The 16,773-nt window shown below is 66.1% G+C and carries 14 protein-coding genes; 2 read left to right on the forward strand and 12 right to left on the reverse strand.

Annotated elements, in window-relative coordinates; genetic code table 11:
* Window positions 1-39: 39 nt before the first annotated feature.
* Window positions 40-1,116: a hypothetical protein gene (locus ACSQ8Y_RS29295; protein WP_436270100.1), complete on the reverse strand. Its 1,077-nt coding sequence runs from the start codon at window positions 1,114-1,116 to the stop codon at window positions 40-42.
* Window positions 1,117-1,239: 123 nt separating this feature from the next.
* Between ACSQ8Y_RS29295 and ACSQ8Y_RS29300 the strand changes: the two genes are divergently transcribed.
* Window positions 1,240-1,866, forward strand: a complete 627-nt coding sequence (locus ACSQ8Y_RS29300) for a hypothetical protein (RefSeq protein WP_436270101.1) — start codon at window positions 1,240-1,242, stop codon at window positions 1,864-1,866.
* A gap of 9 nt (window positions 1,867-1,875) precedes the next feature.
* Here the strand turns inward: ACSQ8Y_RS29300 and ACSQ8Y_RS29305 are convergent, their stop codons facing one another.
* The 5 genes from ACSQ8Y_RS29305 to ACSQ8Y_RS29325 all read right to left on the reverse strand — a co-directional run bounded on the left by ACSQ8Y_RS29305 (window position 1,876) and on the right by ACSQ8Y_RS29325 (window position 6,199).
* Window positions 1,876-2,748 (reverse strand): hypothetical protein, encoded by an 873-nt coding sequence (locus ACSQ8Y_RS29305; RefSeq protein WP_436270102.1) that lies wholly within the window; start codon window positions 2,746-2,748, stop codon window positions 1,876-1,878.
* 82 nt (window positions 2,749-2,830) lie between these two features.
* Window positions 2,831-3,415, reverse strand: coding sequence for a hypothetical protein (locus ACSQ8Y_RS29310; protein ID WP_436270103.1), 585 nt, complete (start codon window positions 3,413-3,415; stop codon window positions 2,831-2,833).
* A gap of 29 nt (window positions 3,416-3,444) precedes the next feature.
* Entirely contained in the window at window positions 3,445-4,215 is a 771-nt protein-coding gene (locus ACSQ8Y_RS29315) for a DUF899 domain-containing protein (protein WP_436270104.1), read from the reverse strand.
* Window positions 4,216-4,259: 44 nt separating this feature from the next.
* The gene (locus tag ACSQ8Y_RS29320) at window positions 4,260-4,931 is read right to left on the reverse strand and encodes a Vgb family protein (protein WP_436270105.1); all 672 of its coding nucleotides are present in this window, start codon (window positions 4,929-4,931) and stop codon (window positions 4,260-4,262) included.
* A gap of 47 nt (window positions 4,932-4,978) precedes the next feature.
* Window positions 4,979-6,199 (reverse strand): helix-turn-helix domain-containing protein, encoded by a 1,221-nt coding sequence (locus ACSQ8Y_RS29325; protein WP_436270120.1) that lies wholly within the window; start codon window positions 6,197-6,199, stop codon window positions 4,979-4,981.
* Window positions 6,200-6,534: 335 nt separating this feature from the next.
* On the opposite strand from ACSQ8Y_RS29325, the gene ACSQ8Y_RS29330 reads away from it, so the two are divergent.
* Window positions 6,535-8,889, forward strand: a complete 2,355-nt coding sequence (locus tag ACSQ8Y_RS29330; protein ID WP_436270106.1) for an Ig-like domain-containing protein — start codon at window positions 6,535-6,537, stop codon at window positions 8,887-8,889.
* 73 nt (window positions 8,890-8,962) lie between these two features.
* On the opposite strand, the gene ACSQ8Y_RS29335 is transcribed toward ACSQ8Y_RS29330, so the two are convergent.
* The 6 genes from ACSQ8Y_RS29335 to ACSQ8Y_RS29360 all read right to left on the reverse strand — a co-directional run bounded on the left by ACSQ8Y_RS29335 (window position 8,963) and on the right by ACSQ8Y_RS29360 (window position 16,722).
* Window positions 8,963-9,235 carry a DUF4242 domain-containing protein gene (locus tag ACSQ8Y_RS29335; protein ID WP_436270107.1) on the reverse strand — a complete coding sequence of 91 codons (273 nt, stop codon included), beginning with the start codon at window positions 9,233-9,235 and terminating at the stop codon, window positions 8,963-8,965.
* Between the two features lie 603 nt (window positions 9,236-9,838).
* Window positions 9,839-12,088, reverse strand: coding sequence for an RNA polymerase sigma factor RpoD (gene rpoD / locus ACSQ8Y_RS29340; protein WP_436270108.1), 2,250 nt, complete (start codon window positions 12,086-12,088; stop codon window positions 9,839-9,841).
* Window positions 12,089-12,531: 443 nt separating this feature from the next.
* Window positions 12,532-14,328: a DNA primase gene (gene dnaG / locus ACSQ8Y_RS29345; RefSeq protein ID WP_436270109.1), complete on the reverse strand. Its 1,797-nt coding sequence runs from the start codon at window positions 14,326-14,328 to the stop codon at window positions 12,532-12,534.
* Between the two features lie 195 nt (window positions 14,329-14,523).
* The gene (locus ACSQ8Y_RS29350; RefSeq protein WP_436270110.1) at window positions 14,524-14,973 is read right to left on the reverse strand and encodes a GatB/YqeY domain-containing protein; all 450 of its coding nucleotides are present in this window, start codon (window positions 14,971-14,973) and stop codon (window positions 14,524-14,526) included.
* A 135-nt stretch (window positions 14,974-15,108) separates the two neighbouring features.
* Complete coding sequence (rpsU, locus tag ACSQ8Y_RS29355; RefSeq protein ID WP_008451879.1) at window positions 15,109-15,321, reverse strand: 30S ribosomal protein S21; 213 nt, start codon at window positions 15,319-15,321, stop codon at window positions 15,109-15,111.
* Between the two features lie 192 nt (window positions 15,322-15,513).
* The gene (locus tag ACSQ8Y_RS29360) at window positions 15,514-16,722 is read right to left on the reverse strand and encodes an NAD(P)/FAD-dependent oxidoreductase (RefSeq protein WP_436270111.1); all 1,209 of its coding nucleotides are present in this window, start codon (window positions 16,720-16,722) and stop codon (window positions 15,514-15,516) included.
* Between the last annotated feature and the right edge of the window lie 51 nt (window positions 16,723-16,773).

A 16,773-nucleotide genomic window follows, 5' to 3' on the forward strand; every position in this document is an offset into this window, starting at 1 on the left:
CCCGTCCCGCGATTACGTCGGGAAAGCAAGGCAGTAACTTCAGGGTCTGGCAGCAGTACGGCAGCGCGTGGTGTTGCGCATGCGCGCGTCGCAGCGCGGCTTGGCGGGTGTCGCCACTTTGCGTGCCGGCTTGGTTGCGGCCTGCTTGCCCGATTCGCGCACAGCGCTGGCCTTGGCCGGTTTCGCCGCCTTCGCCGTTTTGCCTGCCTTCTTGACGGTCGCCTTAGGCGCGCCATGCCGCACGGCGGCCGGCGATTTGGCAACAGCGGGCGCCGCTGCGGCAAGCATCAGCGGGGCGACCCTGCGCGCAGCCACTGGCGTCTGCGCCCGCGCCGGCGGCATGGCAACGGACGACGGGGCGACGGCTGCCGCAGCACCGGACACGGCCGCCGGCGCGGCAAGCGCGGCAATGCCGGCGGTGGCGGTGGCAGCCGGCGCTGCTGCGGGTGACAAGGCGCCGACGGTGGCAGCGGGCGCTACTGCCGGTACCAAGGAGGCGGCTTTGGCAGCGGGCGCTGCTGCCTGTGCCAAGGCAGCGGCTTTGGCACCGGACGCTGCTGCCGGTGCCAAGGCGGCGGCAGCCGGCGCTGCACCGGATGCCAAGACTGAGGCGGGTGCGGCAACTGCTACTGCCGTTGTGGCGGCCGGAGGCAGCGCAGGCGGCATCGCGGCGACTTGCGGCTCGGACGGCGGCTGCATGGCCGACTGCACCGCCGGCGGCGCGGCTATCGTGTGCGCATCGAACGCGGGCAGCGCTTTCGCGCTCATGCCGGGCGGCGCGGCCAAGGCCTTCGGCTCCGGCGGCCGGTGGCGCTGCGCCTCGGCAGAAGTGCCGATCCATGCTATCGCGCCAGCCAGGCCGGCGGCGAGCACGCCGCCTACCGCCATGGTCTTCAGCGGCAGCGGCCGCTTGACGGGCGAGGCGGCGGGCAAACCGGACGCGCCGGCCGTGGCGGACCCATCGGCTGCCACGGCTCCGGCGGGCGGCGCCAGTTGCGGCTCGATGATGGCCTCCCCGGCATCGGGCCAAGCGGTTTCGACGGTTTCAGGAGCCGGAGTCGCCGGCACTTCGCCGCCGAAGGTGGGCTCGACGCGCGGCGTGTTCTGCATCTTCATATTCTCTACTGTTTGGGGTGTGCGCAAGGACGAGCAGGACTCTACCACACCGCCACCGGCTCGCACCATCGGCGCAAATGGCCATATACTGCGCGCTGTACCATTCTGCTCTCCGAGAAAACCATGTCCCAACACGACGCCCCCACCCTCACCCTGGCCGAACTCGCCCTCCGCTGGAGCATGACCGCGCCGCAGATACTGGCCAGCGCCGGACCGCAGCCGCTGCCGGTGTACTTCTATTTCGACGGCCTGGTCTTCGACTTCGGCGACAAGTGGCTGCGCGCCGGCGGCGACACCAGCGCAGCGCAGGACCTGGACGCCCATCGCACCCGCCTGGAGGCGCTCGAAATCGACCTGAAGCGGCAGGCGCTGCACAAGCTCGGCCAGCTCAAGCTGACGCAGTGGGAGGTGGTCTTCAGCGACGAGGAACTGGCGCGCGGCCACGCCGAGGCCGCGCTGCTGCGCAAGGAGGTGGAGCGTCTGGACGCGCTGCTCAAGGAACGCAGCGATGCCCGCCAGCGCCATGTGCGCAACGGCCTGCTGCGCGCCGCGCCGCGCATGCTGCAGGAGATCGCCCGGCACGGCCAAGCCGCCTTCCCGCACTTCGCCTTCCTGCCCGCCACGCCGGATCAGCCGTCCGGCCGGCAACTGGTCGCGCTGGAGGACGGCTTCCCGCATAAACCGATGCTGGCCGTAACGGACCTGGTGGTGGCGCTGCAGGATGTCACGGCGGCCGAGGCGGCGCGCTGAGCTTGCCCGCTAGCGGTGCCGCCGTACCGGCTCGTCGTTGATGCAGATGTAGGCATGGCGGGCATAACTGCGGCAGGCACGCGCGAAACAGGCGGCGGCCGCTTCGCCCGCCTTCTCCTTGCATAAGTTCAAGCGCTGCTGGACGCTGAGCGCGGCCAGCTTGCGACTGGGCGTACGCCCTTCCGACTTCAGTTTGACTTGCGCCAGCGCTTTCATCCGTGCAGGAACCCGCCTGGTCCGCTGCGCCATCTTGCTCCCCGTCTTGAGCACTGGCGGCCGGACCCGCGCTTTCGGCGCAGCGCTGGACAAGGCGCCACCGCTCAAGGCCGCCTGGGTGACCGGGCCGGGCGCAGCCGCCAGCGGTGCTGCACCGGCATGCTCCGATGCCGGGCCGACAAGCGCAGCGCTGCCGGCGGGCGCAGCAGCACCAGCTACGGCACCAGCACCAGCACCACCAGCATCAGCAGCACCAACTACAGCACCAGAACCAGCAGCACCAGCTACAGCAGGCGGCTCAACGACAGGCGGTGCAGCGGCAGCAACAGGCGCAGCGGCAGCCACACCTGCTCGCGGCATGACTGGCGCCGTAGCCACCGCTGGCTTGCCAGCGGACGCCGTGGGTCCAGGTACTGCGCCGCCAAGCGGCATCGGGACGGAGGCAGGCGCTTTTTGCATGGCCGACCTGGCCACCAGCGAGATCGCCTTGTCAGCTTGCAGGCTGCGCCAGAACGTCAGGCCGCTAGCGAACAGGGCCAGCGATACGGTCAGCATGGCGCACCACAGGCCGACAGTTTTGAGCCGCTCCGCGCGCGGCCGCGCGCCATCATCGCCCGCCACATCGTCCGGCGTGGCATCTGCCTGCTGTGTCTGCTGGTGATCCATCTTCCGCCCGGGAATAGTAGTCTCATCTGCAGATTACTCAATTCGTCGGAACGATGGCGCTACATTTCGCAAGCAGAATGTATTACTCCAGATTCTCGTGGTAGCCGCTGCCGCTCAACCGGGTACTCAGCCCTCCATTGAAGATGCGGCAGACTGCGGACGCGATCACGCCGGTGACGGCCAGCATGGCCGACATATGGACCGCCACGGCCGCCAGCGCCAGCGTAAGAGAGCCCGAGGCGGTGATCTCGCGGGCCGGCCCGTCTCCCATGCACAGCGGGACCAGCGCCGGCACCAGCATCAGTCCTGCGCCGTGCACGGTGGACATCATGAAGGACCAGAGCGCCAGGCCGGCTCGGCCAGACGGCTTCCATGCCGTCCCTGACTTGCGGCCCAAACAGCGGCACAGCGCGACGGCGGCCAGCAGCACGCCCGCCAGCGACCATGCGACGACGCGGTCCATCGCCATCCCCAGCGGCACCACGGCGGCCACCAGCGCGACCGAAGCGGCGTGACCTGCGGCGATGGGCAGCAGGGCCCGCAGCGCCTGCGCCCGGTCGCGCGTACGGACGCCCAAGGCGGCGGCGAACATCCAGCCGCTGGCGGGGTTCAGCCCGTGCAGGGCGCCGACGCCCGCCACCGCCAGCCATGGCCAATAGTTCGACATGATGTATCCGCCCGTTCCGGCCGCGCGTGTCAGGCGTGCGCCTGGCAGCAGGAGGCGGCCGTTGCGGCGGCGGGCGCCTGCTCGTAGCGGTCGTGGTGGCGCACCCAGTGCATGATGCCGGCGCCCTCGTCGCGGCCCTTGGGCGTGAGGTCCAGGAAGTTATAGGTGTGCATCATGACTTCGACGCCGCGCCCATAGGTCGAGTAGGTGTGGTAGACCTCGCCCGCGTCGTCCTTGTAGAACACGCTGACGCCGGGCGTGTCCGGGTGGGCGAAGGCTTGCCGCATATAGTTGTAATAGACCTCGCCGGTCGCCATGTCCTCCGGCGTGAAGCTGACGTCGAAATCGAAATTGAAGTCGCTTTCGGCCGAAGACACCCATTTGAACTGCCAGCCCATGCGCTGGCGGAAACGCGCGATGCTGGACAAGGGCGCGCGCGACACCGCCACAAAAGTCACGTCGCGCTGCGCCAGGTGCGCCAGCGCGCCGTCCGTGTGGTCGGCCATGTAGGAGCAGCTCGCGCAGCCCTGCTCATGGCCCGGCGTGAACATGAAATGCTGGACGACCAGCTGGCGGCGGCCTTCGAACAGCTCGGCCAGCGAACGCTTGCCGTCCGGCGTGTCGAACACATAGTCCTTCTCGACGCGCACCCACGGCAGCGCGCGGCGCTCGCGGGCGATCTGGTCGTGCAGGCGCGTCAGTTCCTTTTCGCGCGCCAGCAGGACCTTGCGCTGTTCCACCCAGGCAGCTTTGGAGGTGACTGGGTGGACGGCGAATTCTTTGGCAATGGCGGTGTTCATGATGTTCTCCTTGTCGATGTTCAAGCGTGGATTCAAGCGTGGATTCAAGCGTTGGCTGTTTTCGGACGGCGCACGGCGCGCACCTTGCCACTGCCTCCCCCGCCGCAGTAAAAGAGGCCGGCGCCGTCGGACTCGAGCCCGCTGACGCCGACGCCGCTGGGCATCTCCAGGCGCTCCAGCACGGCGCCGCTGTCGGGGTTGATGCGCCGGAGCTCGCTCTCCTCGCCCTCCCAGGTGCCGTGCCACAGCTCGCCGTCCACCCAGGTCACGCCGGTGACGAAGCGGTTCGATTCGATGGAGCGGATGATGGCGCCGGTGGCCGGGTCGATCTGGTGGATTTTGCGGTCGCGGTGCTGGCCTACCCACAGGCTGCCCTCGGCCCAGGCCAGGCCCGAATCGCTGCCATGGCCGGGCGCGGGGATGGACGCCAGCACCTTGCCGCTGGCCGGATCGATCTTGTCGATGCGTTCCTCGGCGATCTGGTACAGATAGCTGCCGTCGAAGGCGGTGCCGGCGTCGCAGGGGCAGTCCAGCGCGCGCGTGGTTGCGCCGCTGGCCGGATCGAAGGCAATCAGCCTGGCGCCGGTGGCGGCCCAGACGCGCTCGCCGTCGTGCGTGATGCCGGCGATGTTTTTCGCGCCGTCGAAAGGCCCGTATTCGCGCACGATCTCGGCCGGGCGCGGTGTCACTGCTTCGCTGCTGGTTTTGCGTGTCATTGCTCTCTCCTGGTGGCGCGCCTCGGAATCGGCGCCGCAGGAGAACTTTATTCCATTGCCAGCGCGGCAGGGAGTAACAAGATTGTCGTGAATCCGGCCAGCGGCGGCGCCAGCCAGCGCTGCGCGCGCGCGCGGCCGATCGAGCGCACCCGGCCGGCCGCCTCCAGCTCGGCCAGCGCGCGCTGGACGGTGCGCTGGCTGTCGCCCAGGGCCAGCGCCAGGGCCGAAGTCGACCAGGCTGCGCCGTCGGACAGCAGCGCCAGCAGCGAGGCCTCTCCGCCGTCGATCGGCGGCGCCAGCACGGCCACGGCGCGTCCATCGTGCGGCCTGAGGGCGAAGCCGCGCGGCGTGGCCTCGATGCCGGCCAGCGTGGACACCAGCGCGCGCAGGCGGCCGATCTCGACGCGCAATCGGGCCCGGTGCGTCTCGTCGGGGTCTTGGGTGCGGAAGGCGCAGGCGATCAGGGTCTCGCGGTCGGCGTCGCCGGGCCAGGCCCCGGCCAGCGCGCGCGCCAGGGCGAACAGCACCGGCCGGCGCGCCAGCGGACGCCACTCGGGGCCGGCGCTCAAGCCGCGACGGCAGGCGTCCAGCACCAGCGTGTCGGACTGTAGCAGCGCGGCGACCTCGTCGAGGCGCAGCGCCTGCTCGCCGCCGTCAAACAGATGGCGGGCGGCGGGACGGCCGAGCACGGCGCGCGCTTCGGCCACCTCGGCCAGCAGTGCGGGTATGCGGGCGTGGCTGGCCGCCTCGTGCGCGCGTTCGAGCGCGGCACGCGCGGGAGCGATGCGCAGGGAGCGCAGCGCCAGCTCGGCGGCGGCCAGTTCGGCAACGGCCGCCAGCGCCGGCGGCATGGCGCGCCCGTCGAGCAGCGCCAGCGCGGCCTGCGCTTCGTCGAGGCGGCCGAGCAGCAACTGCGTGCGCACGGAGATGAGGCGCGCCTGCAGCGCGTTGGCGTGGTCGGCGTGCGCTTCCAGCGTGGCCAGGGCCGCCATGAGCGCGCGCGGCGAACTGCCCAGCTCGCGCACCGCCAGCGCCACCTCGGCCTCGGCGACGACGCAGCGCGCGCGCGACAGCGCTTCGTGCGCGCCGAAGCCGCGGGCGGCGCGGCGCAGCAGTTCGCGCGCGCGCGGGTGTTCCCCGAGCTGGGCCATGGCGATGCCGCGCAAGGCCAGCGCCGGCGGGTCGTCGCGCAAGGCGACGCGCTTGAGCGCGCCGAGCGGGTCGCCGGCGGCCAGCGCGCGCGCGGAGGCGGCGATCAGCGAGTCCATGCGGGCCGGCCCGGCCGCGTCCGCCGGGCGCGCCAGGCGCATGCGGGCGGACAGGCCCGATTAGTGTGGTCAACCCGGTGGTCAACCCGCCGGTCACCCCGATGGTCACCCCGGCGGTCTCCCCGGATCTCGGTATCAAACAATGGCACGCTCCTGGCTCGGCTACGGTAGCCGCTAGTGTACGGCACGGGCGGCGGGCTATGGATGTGCCGATGCCGATTAGCTTCCACAATAACAATTATCATATTGATAAATAAATATATGACAATAGATGCAATAAAAACAACGTAGACTGGCATCCCAACAATTGGTTTTTTTTCCTAAAGGAAGCGAACATGACTGAGCCTCGCACACGCAGCATCGTCTTCACGATTCCCGGCGCCAACGGAGGTCCCGGCGTCCAGGTCCGCGCCACGGAAGTGGGCGGCGCCATCGCGTTCGCACTGACGCAAACCGGCAGTACGATGACGGCCGACCTGCGCGCCCTGTTCTTCAACCTGAACGATACCGCCAAACTGGCAGGTTTGAGCAGCAGCGGCACATGGGTGACCGACTTCATGACCGGCAAAGTGATCGACATGGGCAACGGCGCCAACCTGCAGGGCCTGGCCAAGGGCTTCGACGTGGGCGTGGAGTTCGGCACCGCGGGCATCGGCAAGGACGACGTCAAGAGCGCGACCTTCACGCTCTCGAACCTGGGCCACAACCTGACGCTGGACGACATCGCCAACGTGCAGTTCGGCGCGCGCCTGACCAGTGTAGGCGCCGCCAACGGAGCGCGCAGCGACAGCGCCAAGCTGTTGACGACGGCCCCCGCCGCCCCGGACGCCCGCGACGACACCTACACCATCTTCGAGGACGGCCAGCAGGGCCTCGATGCGCCGTCGCACATTCCGCAAGCGATTGCCTTCGATGTGCTGGCCAACGACACCGACGCCGACCACAACGTGCTGACCGTGACCGATGTGCAAGGCGCGGCGCACGGCACCGTCGCCATCGTCGACGGGCCGGATGCGGACAGCGTCGCCGGCGACTTGATCACCTACACGCCGGACGCCGACTACAGCGGCGCCGACAGCTTCACCTACGGCATCAGCGACGGCCACGGCGGCACCGACTACGCCACCGTGAACGTCAATGTCACCGCCGTGGCCGACGTACCGCTCCTGAGCTACCAGTTGCTGGAAGGGGCGACCGTCAGCGAGCTGATCTTGCGCGTGACCGCGACGGACAGCGACGCCGACGGCTCCGAGTTCCTCGACCGGATCGACCTGGGCAGCCTGCCGGCAGGCGTGACGGCCACGCCGATGAGCGTCAACCCCGGCGCCGAGCCGCACCAGATCGTGCAGGACTTCGCACTGACGCTGCCGCACGACAGCGACACCGCCTTCGACCTGGGCGTGACCGCCACGGCCAGGGAAAAGAGTAACGGCGACACCCAGACGGCAAGCACCAGCGTGCACATCGTCTACGAACAGACCAGCAACGACTTCCGCGAGGTCTTCTCGGCGGAGAAGCAAAGCATGTGGGGCAGCGGCGCAGCGCTCGGCTACGACAACCAGACCAAGATCGGCGCCTTCGGATCCAGTTCGGGCAGCACCGGCGGCACCTTCTACGCCAGCTACTCGATGGCGTACGGCATCGGCCTCCAGTCGGACCTGCACGTGAGCGCGGGCGACGTGGATGCGAGCGCGCCATACGACGTCAACGTGACGACGCTCTACAACAAAGCCACCGACTGGCTGCACGTGGACAGCAAGGCCGTGCTGGACCTGGCGCACAGCGCCTTCTCGACGTCGAGCCCCATCGTGACCTACCAGCTGGACCTGCTGGCCAAGCTGATCGGATCGGCGAAGGTGGGCGTGGACGTGCACATCGGCGGTACGGACGCGGTGGAAGTTGCCGGGGTGGAGATCTTCCCGGCCATTCCAGGTTTCGACTTCGGCGGCTCGGTGGACGTGAACGTCAATGTGGACAAAACCGTGCCTGTGCTCGACTTCGACGGCACCAAGCTGACGGCGTTCGGCCTGCTGTCGGTGTCCGGCGTCGAGGTCGAGCTCCTGCCGGGCGTGTCGGCCACGCTGGAAATCCCGCACGTGACGAGCAACAGCACGGTGTCGGGCAACCATCTCGTCGCCAGCGGTTCGGACGACTTCCTGACCCTGGACGCCGACATCGACCTGCTGCTGGCCACCCTGCTCGACATTCCCGACCCCTTCGGCAATTCGACCAACTTCGGCCCCGTCAAGCTGTCGTACGACCTGCTCGACTATGTGATGACCCTGGCGATGGGCGTGGGCCAGAACTTCGCGATGGACTTCGGCAACCTCGACGCCACGCTGCATTTCGAGGACGGCTACGACCAGGCCTTCGTGGTCGGCCAGTCCTTCGACGTCCACAACGCATCGACGCACGACGCCAACCACGACGGCAAGCTGGACTTCGGCATGACGCTGTCGCCGAACGCGACCTTCCAGAGCGGCATCGCGCTGACCCTGGCGCTGTCGCACCAGCTCAGCCTGCTGCAACTGCAGGCCTCGGTCGAGGTGCCGGTGTTCGACGACCCGTCCTACACGCTGGGGCCGCTGTACCAGACGGGCGCCACGCTGGCGGAAACGGAGATCCCGATTATCGGCTTCCCGGGGTTCAAGTTCGATCTGGGCAGCCAGGGCGTCGCTTTCCACGCCTGACGCGAGGCCGGCGGGGCAAGCCAGGCCCGAAGCGCTGGCTTTTCAAAATCCGGCTCGCCGCCCGCGCGACGCATTACTCGGCAGTCGTCGGGTCGATGATCTCCCTCACTTGCGACACGCGGTTGGCCGGAAAGCCGCCGCGCTTCGCATGCTCGCGCACCATCTCTTCGTTGGGCGCGTTGTAGATGCAATAGATCTTGTCGTCGGTCACATAACTGTGGACCCACTGTATGGCCGGGCCCAGTTCATTGAGCACGCTGCAGGATTTGGCGGAAATGCCCTGGAGGTCGGCAGCCGTGAGCTTGCCGGCGCCTGGGATTTCTCGTTCGATTACATATTTCGGCATGTTGGCACCCCTGTTGGTTAGAAGCTGGAAGGCAGGCTAGCAAAAGTATTTCTACCGGCCGTTTTAGCCTAATCCATGCAACAGTAATGTCAACGTCTCATTGCCGGGCTTTCCCGAAGCGGCGCTGGAGCAGCGCTGGCGGGACGGCACCAACGGATGTTGACGAAGCCAGTTCGACCGCAGACACGAAGACTGGTTCCGCGAATAAAAAAGCCAACTCCGAAGAGTTGGCTTTTCAAATTCTGGTGGGCCTCCCGTGAGTCGAACACGGCACCAACGGATTCTGGTTTGTGTGACTTTCGCCACTCCCTGGACTATGCCTTCACCGTAGCTCGCGCCTTAGGTGGGTGCCGTCTAGTCTCTACACCTTCAACGGTGCTTTCGCACCGAAGCTTGGCTCGGCATTGCCTTACGCATCGCTGCGCTTAGGTTTCACCGAATTTGACACCATCCCTTACGCCGTTTCCAAACGTAAGGCACAAATTTTTATGAGTCCGCTGCTCTAACCAAGCATGAGCTAGAGGCCCTGGGTACTGCTGACCGTGTTTAAACGGACACGGGAGCATAGGCGGAACGCCCGCTCCCGTCAAGTGCTGGGTGTGACTAGTTGCCTTCCAAGAAGCTTTTCAGCTTGTCGGAGCGCGATGGGTGGCGCAGCTTGCGCAGCGCCTTCGCTTCGATCTGGCGGATGCGCTCGCGCGTGACGTCGAATTGCTTGCCGACCTCTTCCAGCGTGTGGTCGGTCGACATCTCGATGCCGAAACGCATGCGCAACACCTTCGCTTCGCGCGGCGTCAGCGAGTCCAGCACGTCCTTGACCACGCCGCGCATGGACGCGTGCAGCGCCGCGTCGGACGGGGCCAGGGTGTTGTTGTCCTCGATGAAGTCGCCCAGGTGGGAATCGTCGTCGTCGCCGATCGGCGTTTCCATGGAGATCGGTTCCTTGGCGATCTTCATGATCTTGCGGATCTTGTCTTCCGGCATTTCCATCTTGATCGCCAGGGTGGCCGGATCGGGCTCGGCGCCCGTTTCCTGCAGGATCTGGCGCGAGATCCGGTTCATCTTGTTGATGGTCTCGATCATGTGCACCGGGATGCGGATGGTGCGCGCCTGGTCGGCGATCGAGCGCGTGATGGCCTGGCGTATCCACCAGGTCGCATAGGTCGAGAACTTGTAGCCGCGGCGGTATTCGAACTTGTCGACCGCCTTCATCAGGCCGATGTTGCCTTCCTGGATCAAGTCGAGGAACTGCAGGCCGCGGTTGGTGTACTTCTTGGCGATGGAAATCACCAGGCGCAAGTTGGCCTCGGTCATTTCACGCTTGGCCTTGCGCGCCTTCATTTCGCCGGCCGCCATCTGGCGGTTGATGTTGCGCAGGTCCGGCAGCGGCAGCACGACGCGCGCCTGCAGGTCGATCAGGCGCTGCTGCAACTCCTTGATGGTGGGGATGTTGCGGCCCAGGATGGCGCTGTAGGCGTGCCCGGCCGACACTTCGCCGTCCACCCAGTCCAGATTGGTTTCATTGCCCGGGAAGACCTTGATGAAGTGGGCGCGCGGCATGCCGCACTTGTTCACCGCCACGTCCAGGATCTGCTTCTCGATGTGGCGCACTTCGTCCACCTGGCCGCGCAGGGTGTCGCACAGCTTCTCGACCACCTTGGCGGTGAAGCGGATGCCCAGCAGCTCGGAGGAGATCGATTCCTGCGCCTTGACGTAGGATTTCGAGTTGTAGCCGTCCTTCTCGAAGGCGCGGCGCATCTTGTCGAACTGCTGCGAGATCTGGTCGAAGCGGTCCAGCGCGGCGTTCTTCATCTGCTCGAGCTGTTCGGCCGAGTAGCCGGCGGCGCCCGACGGGCTGGCCGCTTCTTCCTCTTCCTCGGCTTCCTCTTCCTCGGCTTCCTCCTCGTCCTCGTCCTCGTCCGACGCGGCGGCGGCGGCCGGCGCCTCCTGGCCTTCGCTGTCGTCGACCAGGCCGTCGACGATCTCGTCGATCTTGATCTCGTCGTTGCGGATGCGCTCGGAGGCGGCGATGATCTCGGCGATCGTCACCGGGCAGGCGGAAATGGCCTGGATCATGTCCTTCAGGCCGTCCTCGATGCGCTTGGCGATTTCAATCTCGCCCTCGCGCGTGAGCAGCTCGACCGAACCCATCTCGCGCATATACATGCGCACCGGGTCGGTGGTGCGGCCGAAATCGGAGTCGACCGTGGACAGCGCAGCCTCGGCGGCGGCCTCGGCTTCGTCGTCGCTGGTGACGGTGGCCACGTTGTCCGACAGCAGCAGGGTCTCGGCGTCCGGCGCGTGCTCGTAGACGGCGATGCCCATGTCGTTGAAGGTGCCGATGATGCCTTCGATCGCTTCCGGATCGACGATGTTCTCGGGCAGGTGGTCGTTGATCTCGGCGTACGTGAGGAAGCCGCGTTCCTTGCCGAACTTGATCAGGGTCTTGAGTTTCTGGCGGCGGCGTTCGAGCTCTTCCTCGGTCGCTTCGGTGTCGGACGAGAAGGCGTCCTTCAGCAGCGCTTTTTCCTTGGCCTTGCGGTCCTTGGCCTTGGCCTTGTCGACCGCCTTCAGCTCGGCGCGCTCGACCGCGTTCAGCGCGGCGACCTCGTCGTTCTCGGGCTGGAATTCCTTGGGCTTGCGGCCGCGCCGGCCCGGCACCTTGACGGACGGCAGTACATAACCGGAGGTATCGATGGCGGCCAGGGCCGCGGCATCCGTGGTCTGGCTGACCGACGGCGGCGTGGTCGTGTTGACCACACGCGTCTCCGATTTGTCCGCCGTCTTGGCGGCCTTGGCGGTCACTTGGCTCGGCTTTACAGCCGCTTTGGATTCAGGTTTCTTTGTTGGCACAGGCGCTTTCGATTACACAACGACTTGCTTTACGGGTTAGGATAAGTTCTTGCAACTCTGCTACGAACACTACACCTTCAGGCTCCTGCGCATCAGTGAACCGCCGCCGCCGGTCCAAACCCGGAACCGTGCATGGCAGAAATTCTACTGTAAGACAGCGCATGGGGGCTAGATCCACGAATGTCCGGAGGCAGGCGCCGCGCCTGGGCGGTTGCTGGTTGCGCCATCCGTCCACTTTCCGGCCCCGGCCGCCGGCATCGCAAGGTTGAACCGCGCAGCGCCGATCAAGAGCCTAACTTACTGTAAACAAACACTATTCTGAACTGAAAAAGCTATGCTAAGGACTCAATACTTAGCGTTTTATTATAGCACGCCACTTTGCAATTTCCAGAGGGACGGGGCCCTGCCCCGACACCCTCCGCCATAGGGAAAGCGCGGACCGGCTAGCGTGCTGCAAGTTCCGCTTCCGCCTCCCGTAACAACTGGTCTTGCATCGTCGTAATTTCGCGGTAGCGTACACCAATTTCGCTGGAAGACAAACCCGACGCGAACAACTGCGCCAGCTCCGCTTTCAGCGCGTCCATCTTGATTTGCCGGATCGCGCTGCTCAAGAAGGTCTTGACCGCGTCGTAGTCCGACTCCTGCTCGGCGGCGATGGCGCTGATGATGCCGTCGTATTCCGTGCCCTGCTCCTTCAGGTGCTGCGCCAGCGCGGCGAAACTGCCCTGCGGCCCCAGCGCGATGGCGGCCGCGATCAGCTGGTACAGCCGCTCGGCCGGCTCCTCGCCGAAGCTGGCGAAGGCGGTCAGGCCGGCCTCGTCTATCGTGAAGGCCAGCGGCGGATGCGCCACCAGGTGCCGCACGATCTGCAACTCCAGCCCCACCGGCTGCGGCCGGCTGCTGCGCTGCGGCGCGCGCCGCACCTCGGCCACCGGCTTGCTCAACTCATACAGCTGCTCGATCTCGCCCGGGCTGCTCTGCGTCATCGTCGCCAGGCCGCGCACGATCTGCAGGCGCAGCGCCGACGGCGTCATCGCCTGCAGCAGGGGCTTGGCCTCGAACTGCACGCGGGCGCGTCCTTCCGGCTCGCTCAAGTCATGCTCGGCCGACACAACGCGCAGCAGGAACTGCGACAGCGGCATCGCCTCGTGCACCTGCTGCTCGAAGCCCTCGGCGCCATATTCGCGGATATAGCTGTCCGGGTCGTGTTCGGTTGGCAGGAACAGGAACTTGATGGTCTTGTTGTCCGACACATGCGGCAGACAGGCCTCCAGCGCGCGCTGGGCGGCGCGGCGGCCAGCCTTGTCGCCGTCGAAACTGAAGATCACCGTGTCTGTTTGACGCAACAACTTCTGCACGTGGGTGGTGGTGCAGGCGGTGCCCAGGGTCGCCACGGCTTGCGGGAAACCCATTTGCGCCAGCGCCACCACGTCCATATAGCCTTCCGTCACCAGCACGTAACCCGCATCGCGGATCGCCTGCCGCGCCTCGAACAGGCCATACAGTTCGTGACCCTTCGAAAATAAAGGCGTTTCGGGAGAATTCAAGTACTTTGGTTCGCCCTGCTCCATGATGCGGCCGCCGAAGGCGATCACCTGGCCCTTGGTATTGCGGATGGGGAACATCACGCGCTCGCGGAACCGGTCGTAGCGCTTGCGGTGGTTGCCCTCCTCGTCGACGCGGTCGATCACCAGGCCGGCCTCGTTGAGGGCGGGCGCGTCGTAGTTGGGGAAGACGGAGCGCAGGTTGTCCCAGCCGTTGGGGGCGAAGCCGAGCGCGAAGCGGGCCGCGATCTCGCCGGTCAGGCCGCGGCTTTTCAGGTAGCCGATGGCGTTGGGTGCCGTGCGCAGCTGGGATTTATAGTATTCGCTGGCCAGGTTCATGGCCTCGGACAGGGCCATGCTCTGGGCCTGGATCTGGGCGCGCTGGGCGGGCGGGATCTTGTCGTCCTGCTCGGGCACCACCATGCCGCAGTTCTGCGCCAGCTCCTTGACGGCGTCGACGAAGCCCATGCCGGAGTATTCGATCATGAAACCGATCGAGGTGCCATGCGCGCCGCAGCCGAAGCAATGGTAGAACTGCTTGGTCGGGCTGACGGTGAAGCTGGGCGACTTTTCGTTGTGGAAGGGGCACAGCCCCATGAAATTGGCGCCGCCCTTTTTGAGCTGCACATAACGGCCCACCACGTCCACGATGTCGACGCGGTTCAGCAGATCGGAGATAAAAGATTGTGGTATCACGGCGATCAGTCTTGTTCTACATCAGAGGCTATACCGCCGCGCGCGGTTGGGATTTGATCCAGCGCAAACCCGGGCCGCACGCGGTACTGCTGCTGTCATCCCCGCGTACGGCTCGGCGCCCCGCGGAGATCCATAGACGGCGACTAAGGCAGGCGCCCTATGGACTCCCGCGTACGCGGGAGCGACAGATAACGCTTATGCCGGGGTCAGCGCTTTTTTGATCAAGCCGGACACCACGGCCATATCGGCCTTGCCCGCCAGCTTGGGCTTGAGGATGGCCATGACCTTGCCCATGTCCTGCGGACCGGCGGCGCCCGAGGCGGCCACGGCGGCGGCCACTTCGGCTGCCACCGCCTCGTCCGACAGGCCGGCCGGCTTGTAGGCCAGCAGCACCACCAGCTCGGCTTTTTCGATGTCGGCCAGGTCCTGGCGGCCACCGGCTTCGAACTGGGTGATGGAGTCCTTGCGCTGCTTGACCATCTTGTCGATGATGGCCGCCACCTGCTCGTCCGACACTTCGATCTGCTCGTCCACTTCCTTGCGCTTGATCTCGGCCAGCATCAGGCGGATCGTGCCCAGCTTGCCCGCTTCCTTGGCGCGCATGGCGGCTTTCATGTCATCGGAAATCTGTTGTTTCAAGCTCATGCTTGTTCTCACTTGGAAAAAGAGTGGCGTAAAAATGCGAAAACCCGCTGCGGCGAACCGGAGCGGGTATGCGACTGTGGACAGGACCACCCGCGGCGCGATGCCGTACTGCCGGGCTATCCTGAAATGACAGTCTTAGAACAGTTTCTTAGGCAGTTGCTGGCTGCGGATGCGCTTGTAGTGACGCTTCACTGCAGCTGCCAGCTTGCGCTTGCGCTCAGCGGTTGGCTTCTCGTAGAACTCGCGTGCGCGCAGTTCGGTCAGCAGGCCGGTTTTTTCGATGGTGCGTTTGAAGCGACGCATTGCAACTTCGAACGGCTCGTTTTCTTTAAGGCGGATAGTGGTCATGTAAAAATTCAAACCGTTAGATTTTAGGAAGATAAAGATATTAGCAGTATTCGGCCAAATTGGGAAGCCTTTGGACGCAAAACCGGCTCAACAGGGCCGATTTCGCGTGGAAACCGTCTGTTTTTGAGCAACCTTTTCGTCCTGCCAACATCTGACTACGGCGGCAAAAACACACGCCGGAATGCAATGATATCAGACTGCCAGCCCGGCCGCCACTCCCGATGCCCAGGCCCACTGGAAATTGTAGCCGCCCAGCCACCCGGTCACGTCGACCGCCTCGCCGATGAAGTACAGGCCGGGCACCTTGCCCACCATCATGGTCTGCTGCGACAGCTCGCGCGTGTCGACGCCGCCCCGGGTGACCTCGGCCTTGCGGTAGCCCTCCGAGCCGTTGGGCGTGATGGTCCACTGGTTGATGGCCGCGCCGAGCTTGCGCAGCGCGGCGTCCTGCATGTCGGCCAGGCGCGCGTCGGCGGCCAGGCCGTGCAGCTGCAGCAGGCCCTCGGCCAGGCGCGCCGGCAGCCACTGCGACAACACATTGCCGAGCTGCTTCTTGACGGTCTGCTTGCCCTCGATCAGTTCCTGCGCCACGTCCATCTCCGGCAGCAGGTTGATGACGATGGGCGCGCCCGGCTGCCAGAAGCTGGAGATCTGCAGGATGGCCGGGCCGGACAGGCCGCGGTGGGTGAACAGCAAGTCCTCGCGGAAGCGGGCGCCGTCCGGGTTGCGGCCCTTCAGCGTGCCGGTCTCGACGTTCACTTCCAGCGAAATGCCCGACAGCGGCGCGAACGGCGCCCAGGTGTCGGCATCGAAGGTCAGCGGCACCAGCGCCGGGCGCGGCTCCACCATGCGCAGGCCGAACTGCCCGGCGATCTGGTAGCCGAAATCGGTGGCGCCGATTTTCGGGATGGACAGGCCGCCGGTGGCGATGACGACGCTCTCGCACTCGATGTCGCCGGTGTCGGTGACGAGGAAGAAGGAGCCGTCGTCGAGCTGCTCGACGCTGCTCACCTTGGACGGCATGCGCCAGTGGACGTCGCCGGCGGCGCACTCGGCCTTGAGCATGTCGATGATGCGTTCGGCCGAGTCGTCGCAGAACAGCTGGCCGCGGTGCTTCTCGTGGTAGGCGATGCGGTACTTCTTGACCAGGGCCAGGAAGTCCGACGGCGTGTAGCGCGACAGCGCGCTCTTGCAGAAGTGCGGATTCTGCGACAGGAAGTTGTTCGGGCCGGTGTTGACGTTGGTGAAATTGCAGCGGCCGCCGCCCGAGATCCGGATTTTCTCAGCCAGCTTGGCCGCATGGTCGATCAGCACCACGCGACGCCCGCGTTTGGCGGCCTCGGCCGCGCACATCATTCCCGCCGCGCCAGCGCCGATCACTGCCACATCAAATTTCGCCATACCTGCTCCGATTCCGCTTCAAAACCGACCATTGTACCCCCGGCCAGCTGA

The organism is Pseudoduganella sp. LjRoot289, assembly GCF_964252925.1.
GTDB lineage: Bacteria > Pseudomonadota > Gammaproteobacteria > Burkholderiales > Burkholderiaceae_D > Rugamonas.

Bases quoted from the DNA above. Each gene is read 5' to 3' on its own strand.
- ACSQ8Y_RS29295 (WP_436270100.1), bottom strand. From the start codon at position 1,116: ATGAAGATGCAGAACACGCCGCGCGTCGAGCCCACCTTCGGCGGCGAA.
- ACSQ8Y_RS29300 (WP_436270101.1), top strand. From the start codon at position 1,240: ATGTCCCAACACGACGCCCCCACCCTCACCCTGGCCGAACTCGCCCTC.
- ACSQ8Y_RS29305 (WP_436270102.1), bottom strand. From the start codon at position 2,748: ATGGATCACCAGCAGACACAGCAGGCAGATGCCACGCCGGACGATGTG.
- ACSQ8Y_RS29310 (WP_436270103.1), bottom strand. From the start codon at position 3,415: ATGTCGAACTATTGGCCATGGCTGGCGGTGGCGGGCGTCGGCGCCCTG.
- ACSQ8Y_RS29315 (WP_436270104.1), bottom strand. From the start codon at position 4,215: ATGAACACCGCCATTGCCAAAGAATTCGCCGTCCACCCAGTCACCTCC.
- ACSQ8Y_RS29320 (WP_436270105.1), bottom strand. From the start codon at position 4,931: ATGACACGCAAAACCAGCAGCGAAGCAGTGACACCGCGCCCGGCCGAG.
- ACSQ8Y_RS29325 (WP_436270120.1), bottom strand. From the start codon at position 6,199: ATGGACTCGCTGATCGCCGCCTCCGCGCGCGCGCTGGCCGCCGGCGAC.
- ACSQ8Y_RS29330 (WP_436270106.1), top strand. From the start codon at position 6,535: ATGACTGAGCCTCGCACACGCAGCATCGTCTTCACGATTCCCGGCGCC.
- ACSQ8Y_RS29335 (WP_436270107.1), bottom strand. From the start codon at position 9,235: ATGCCGAAATATGTAATCGAACGAGAAATCCCAGGCGCCGGCAAGCTC.
- ACSQ8Y_RS29350 (WP_436270110.1), bottom strand. From the start codon at position 14,973: ATGAGCTTGAAACAACAGATTTCCGATGACATGAAAGCCGCCATGCGC.
- rpsU (WP_008451879.1), bottom strand. From the start codon at position 15,321: ATGACCACTATCCGCCTTAAAGAAAACGAGCCGTTCGAAGTTGCAATG.
- ACSQ8Y_RS29360 (WP_436270111.1), bottom strand. From the start codon at position 16,722: ATGGCGAAATTTGATGTGGCAGTGATCGGCGCTGGCGCGGCGGGAATG.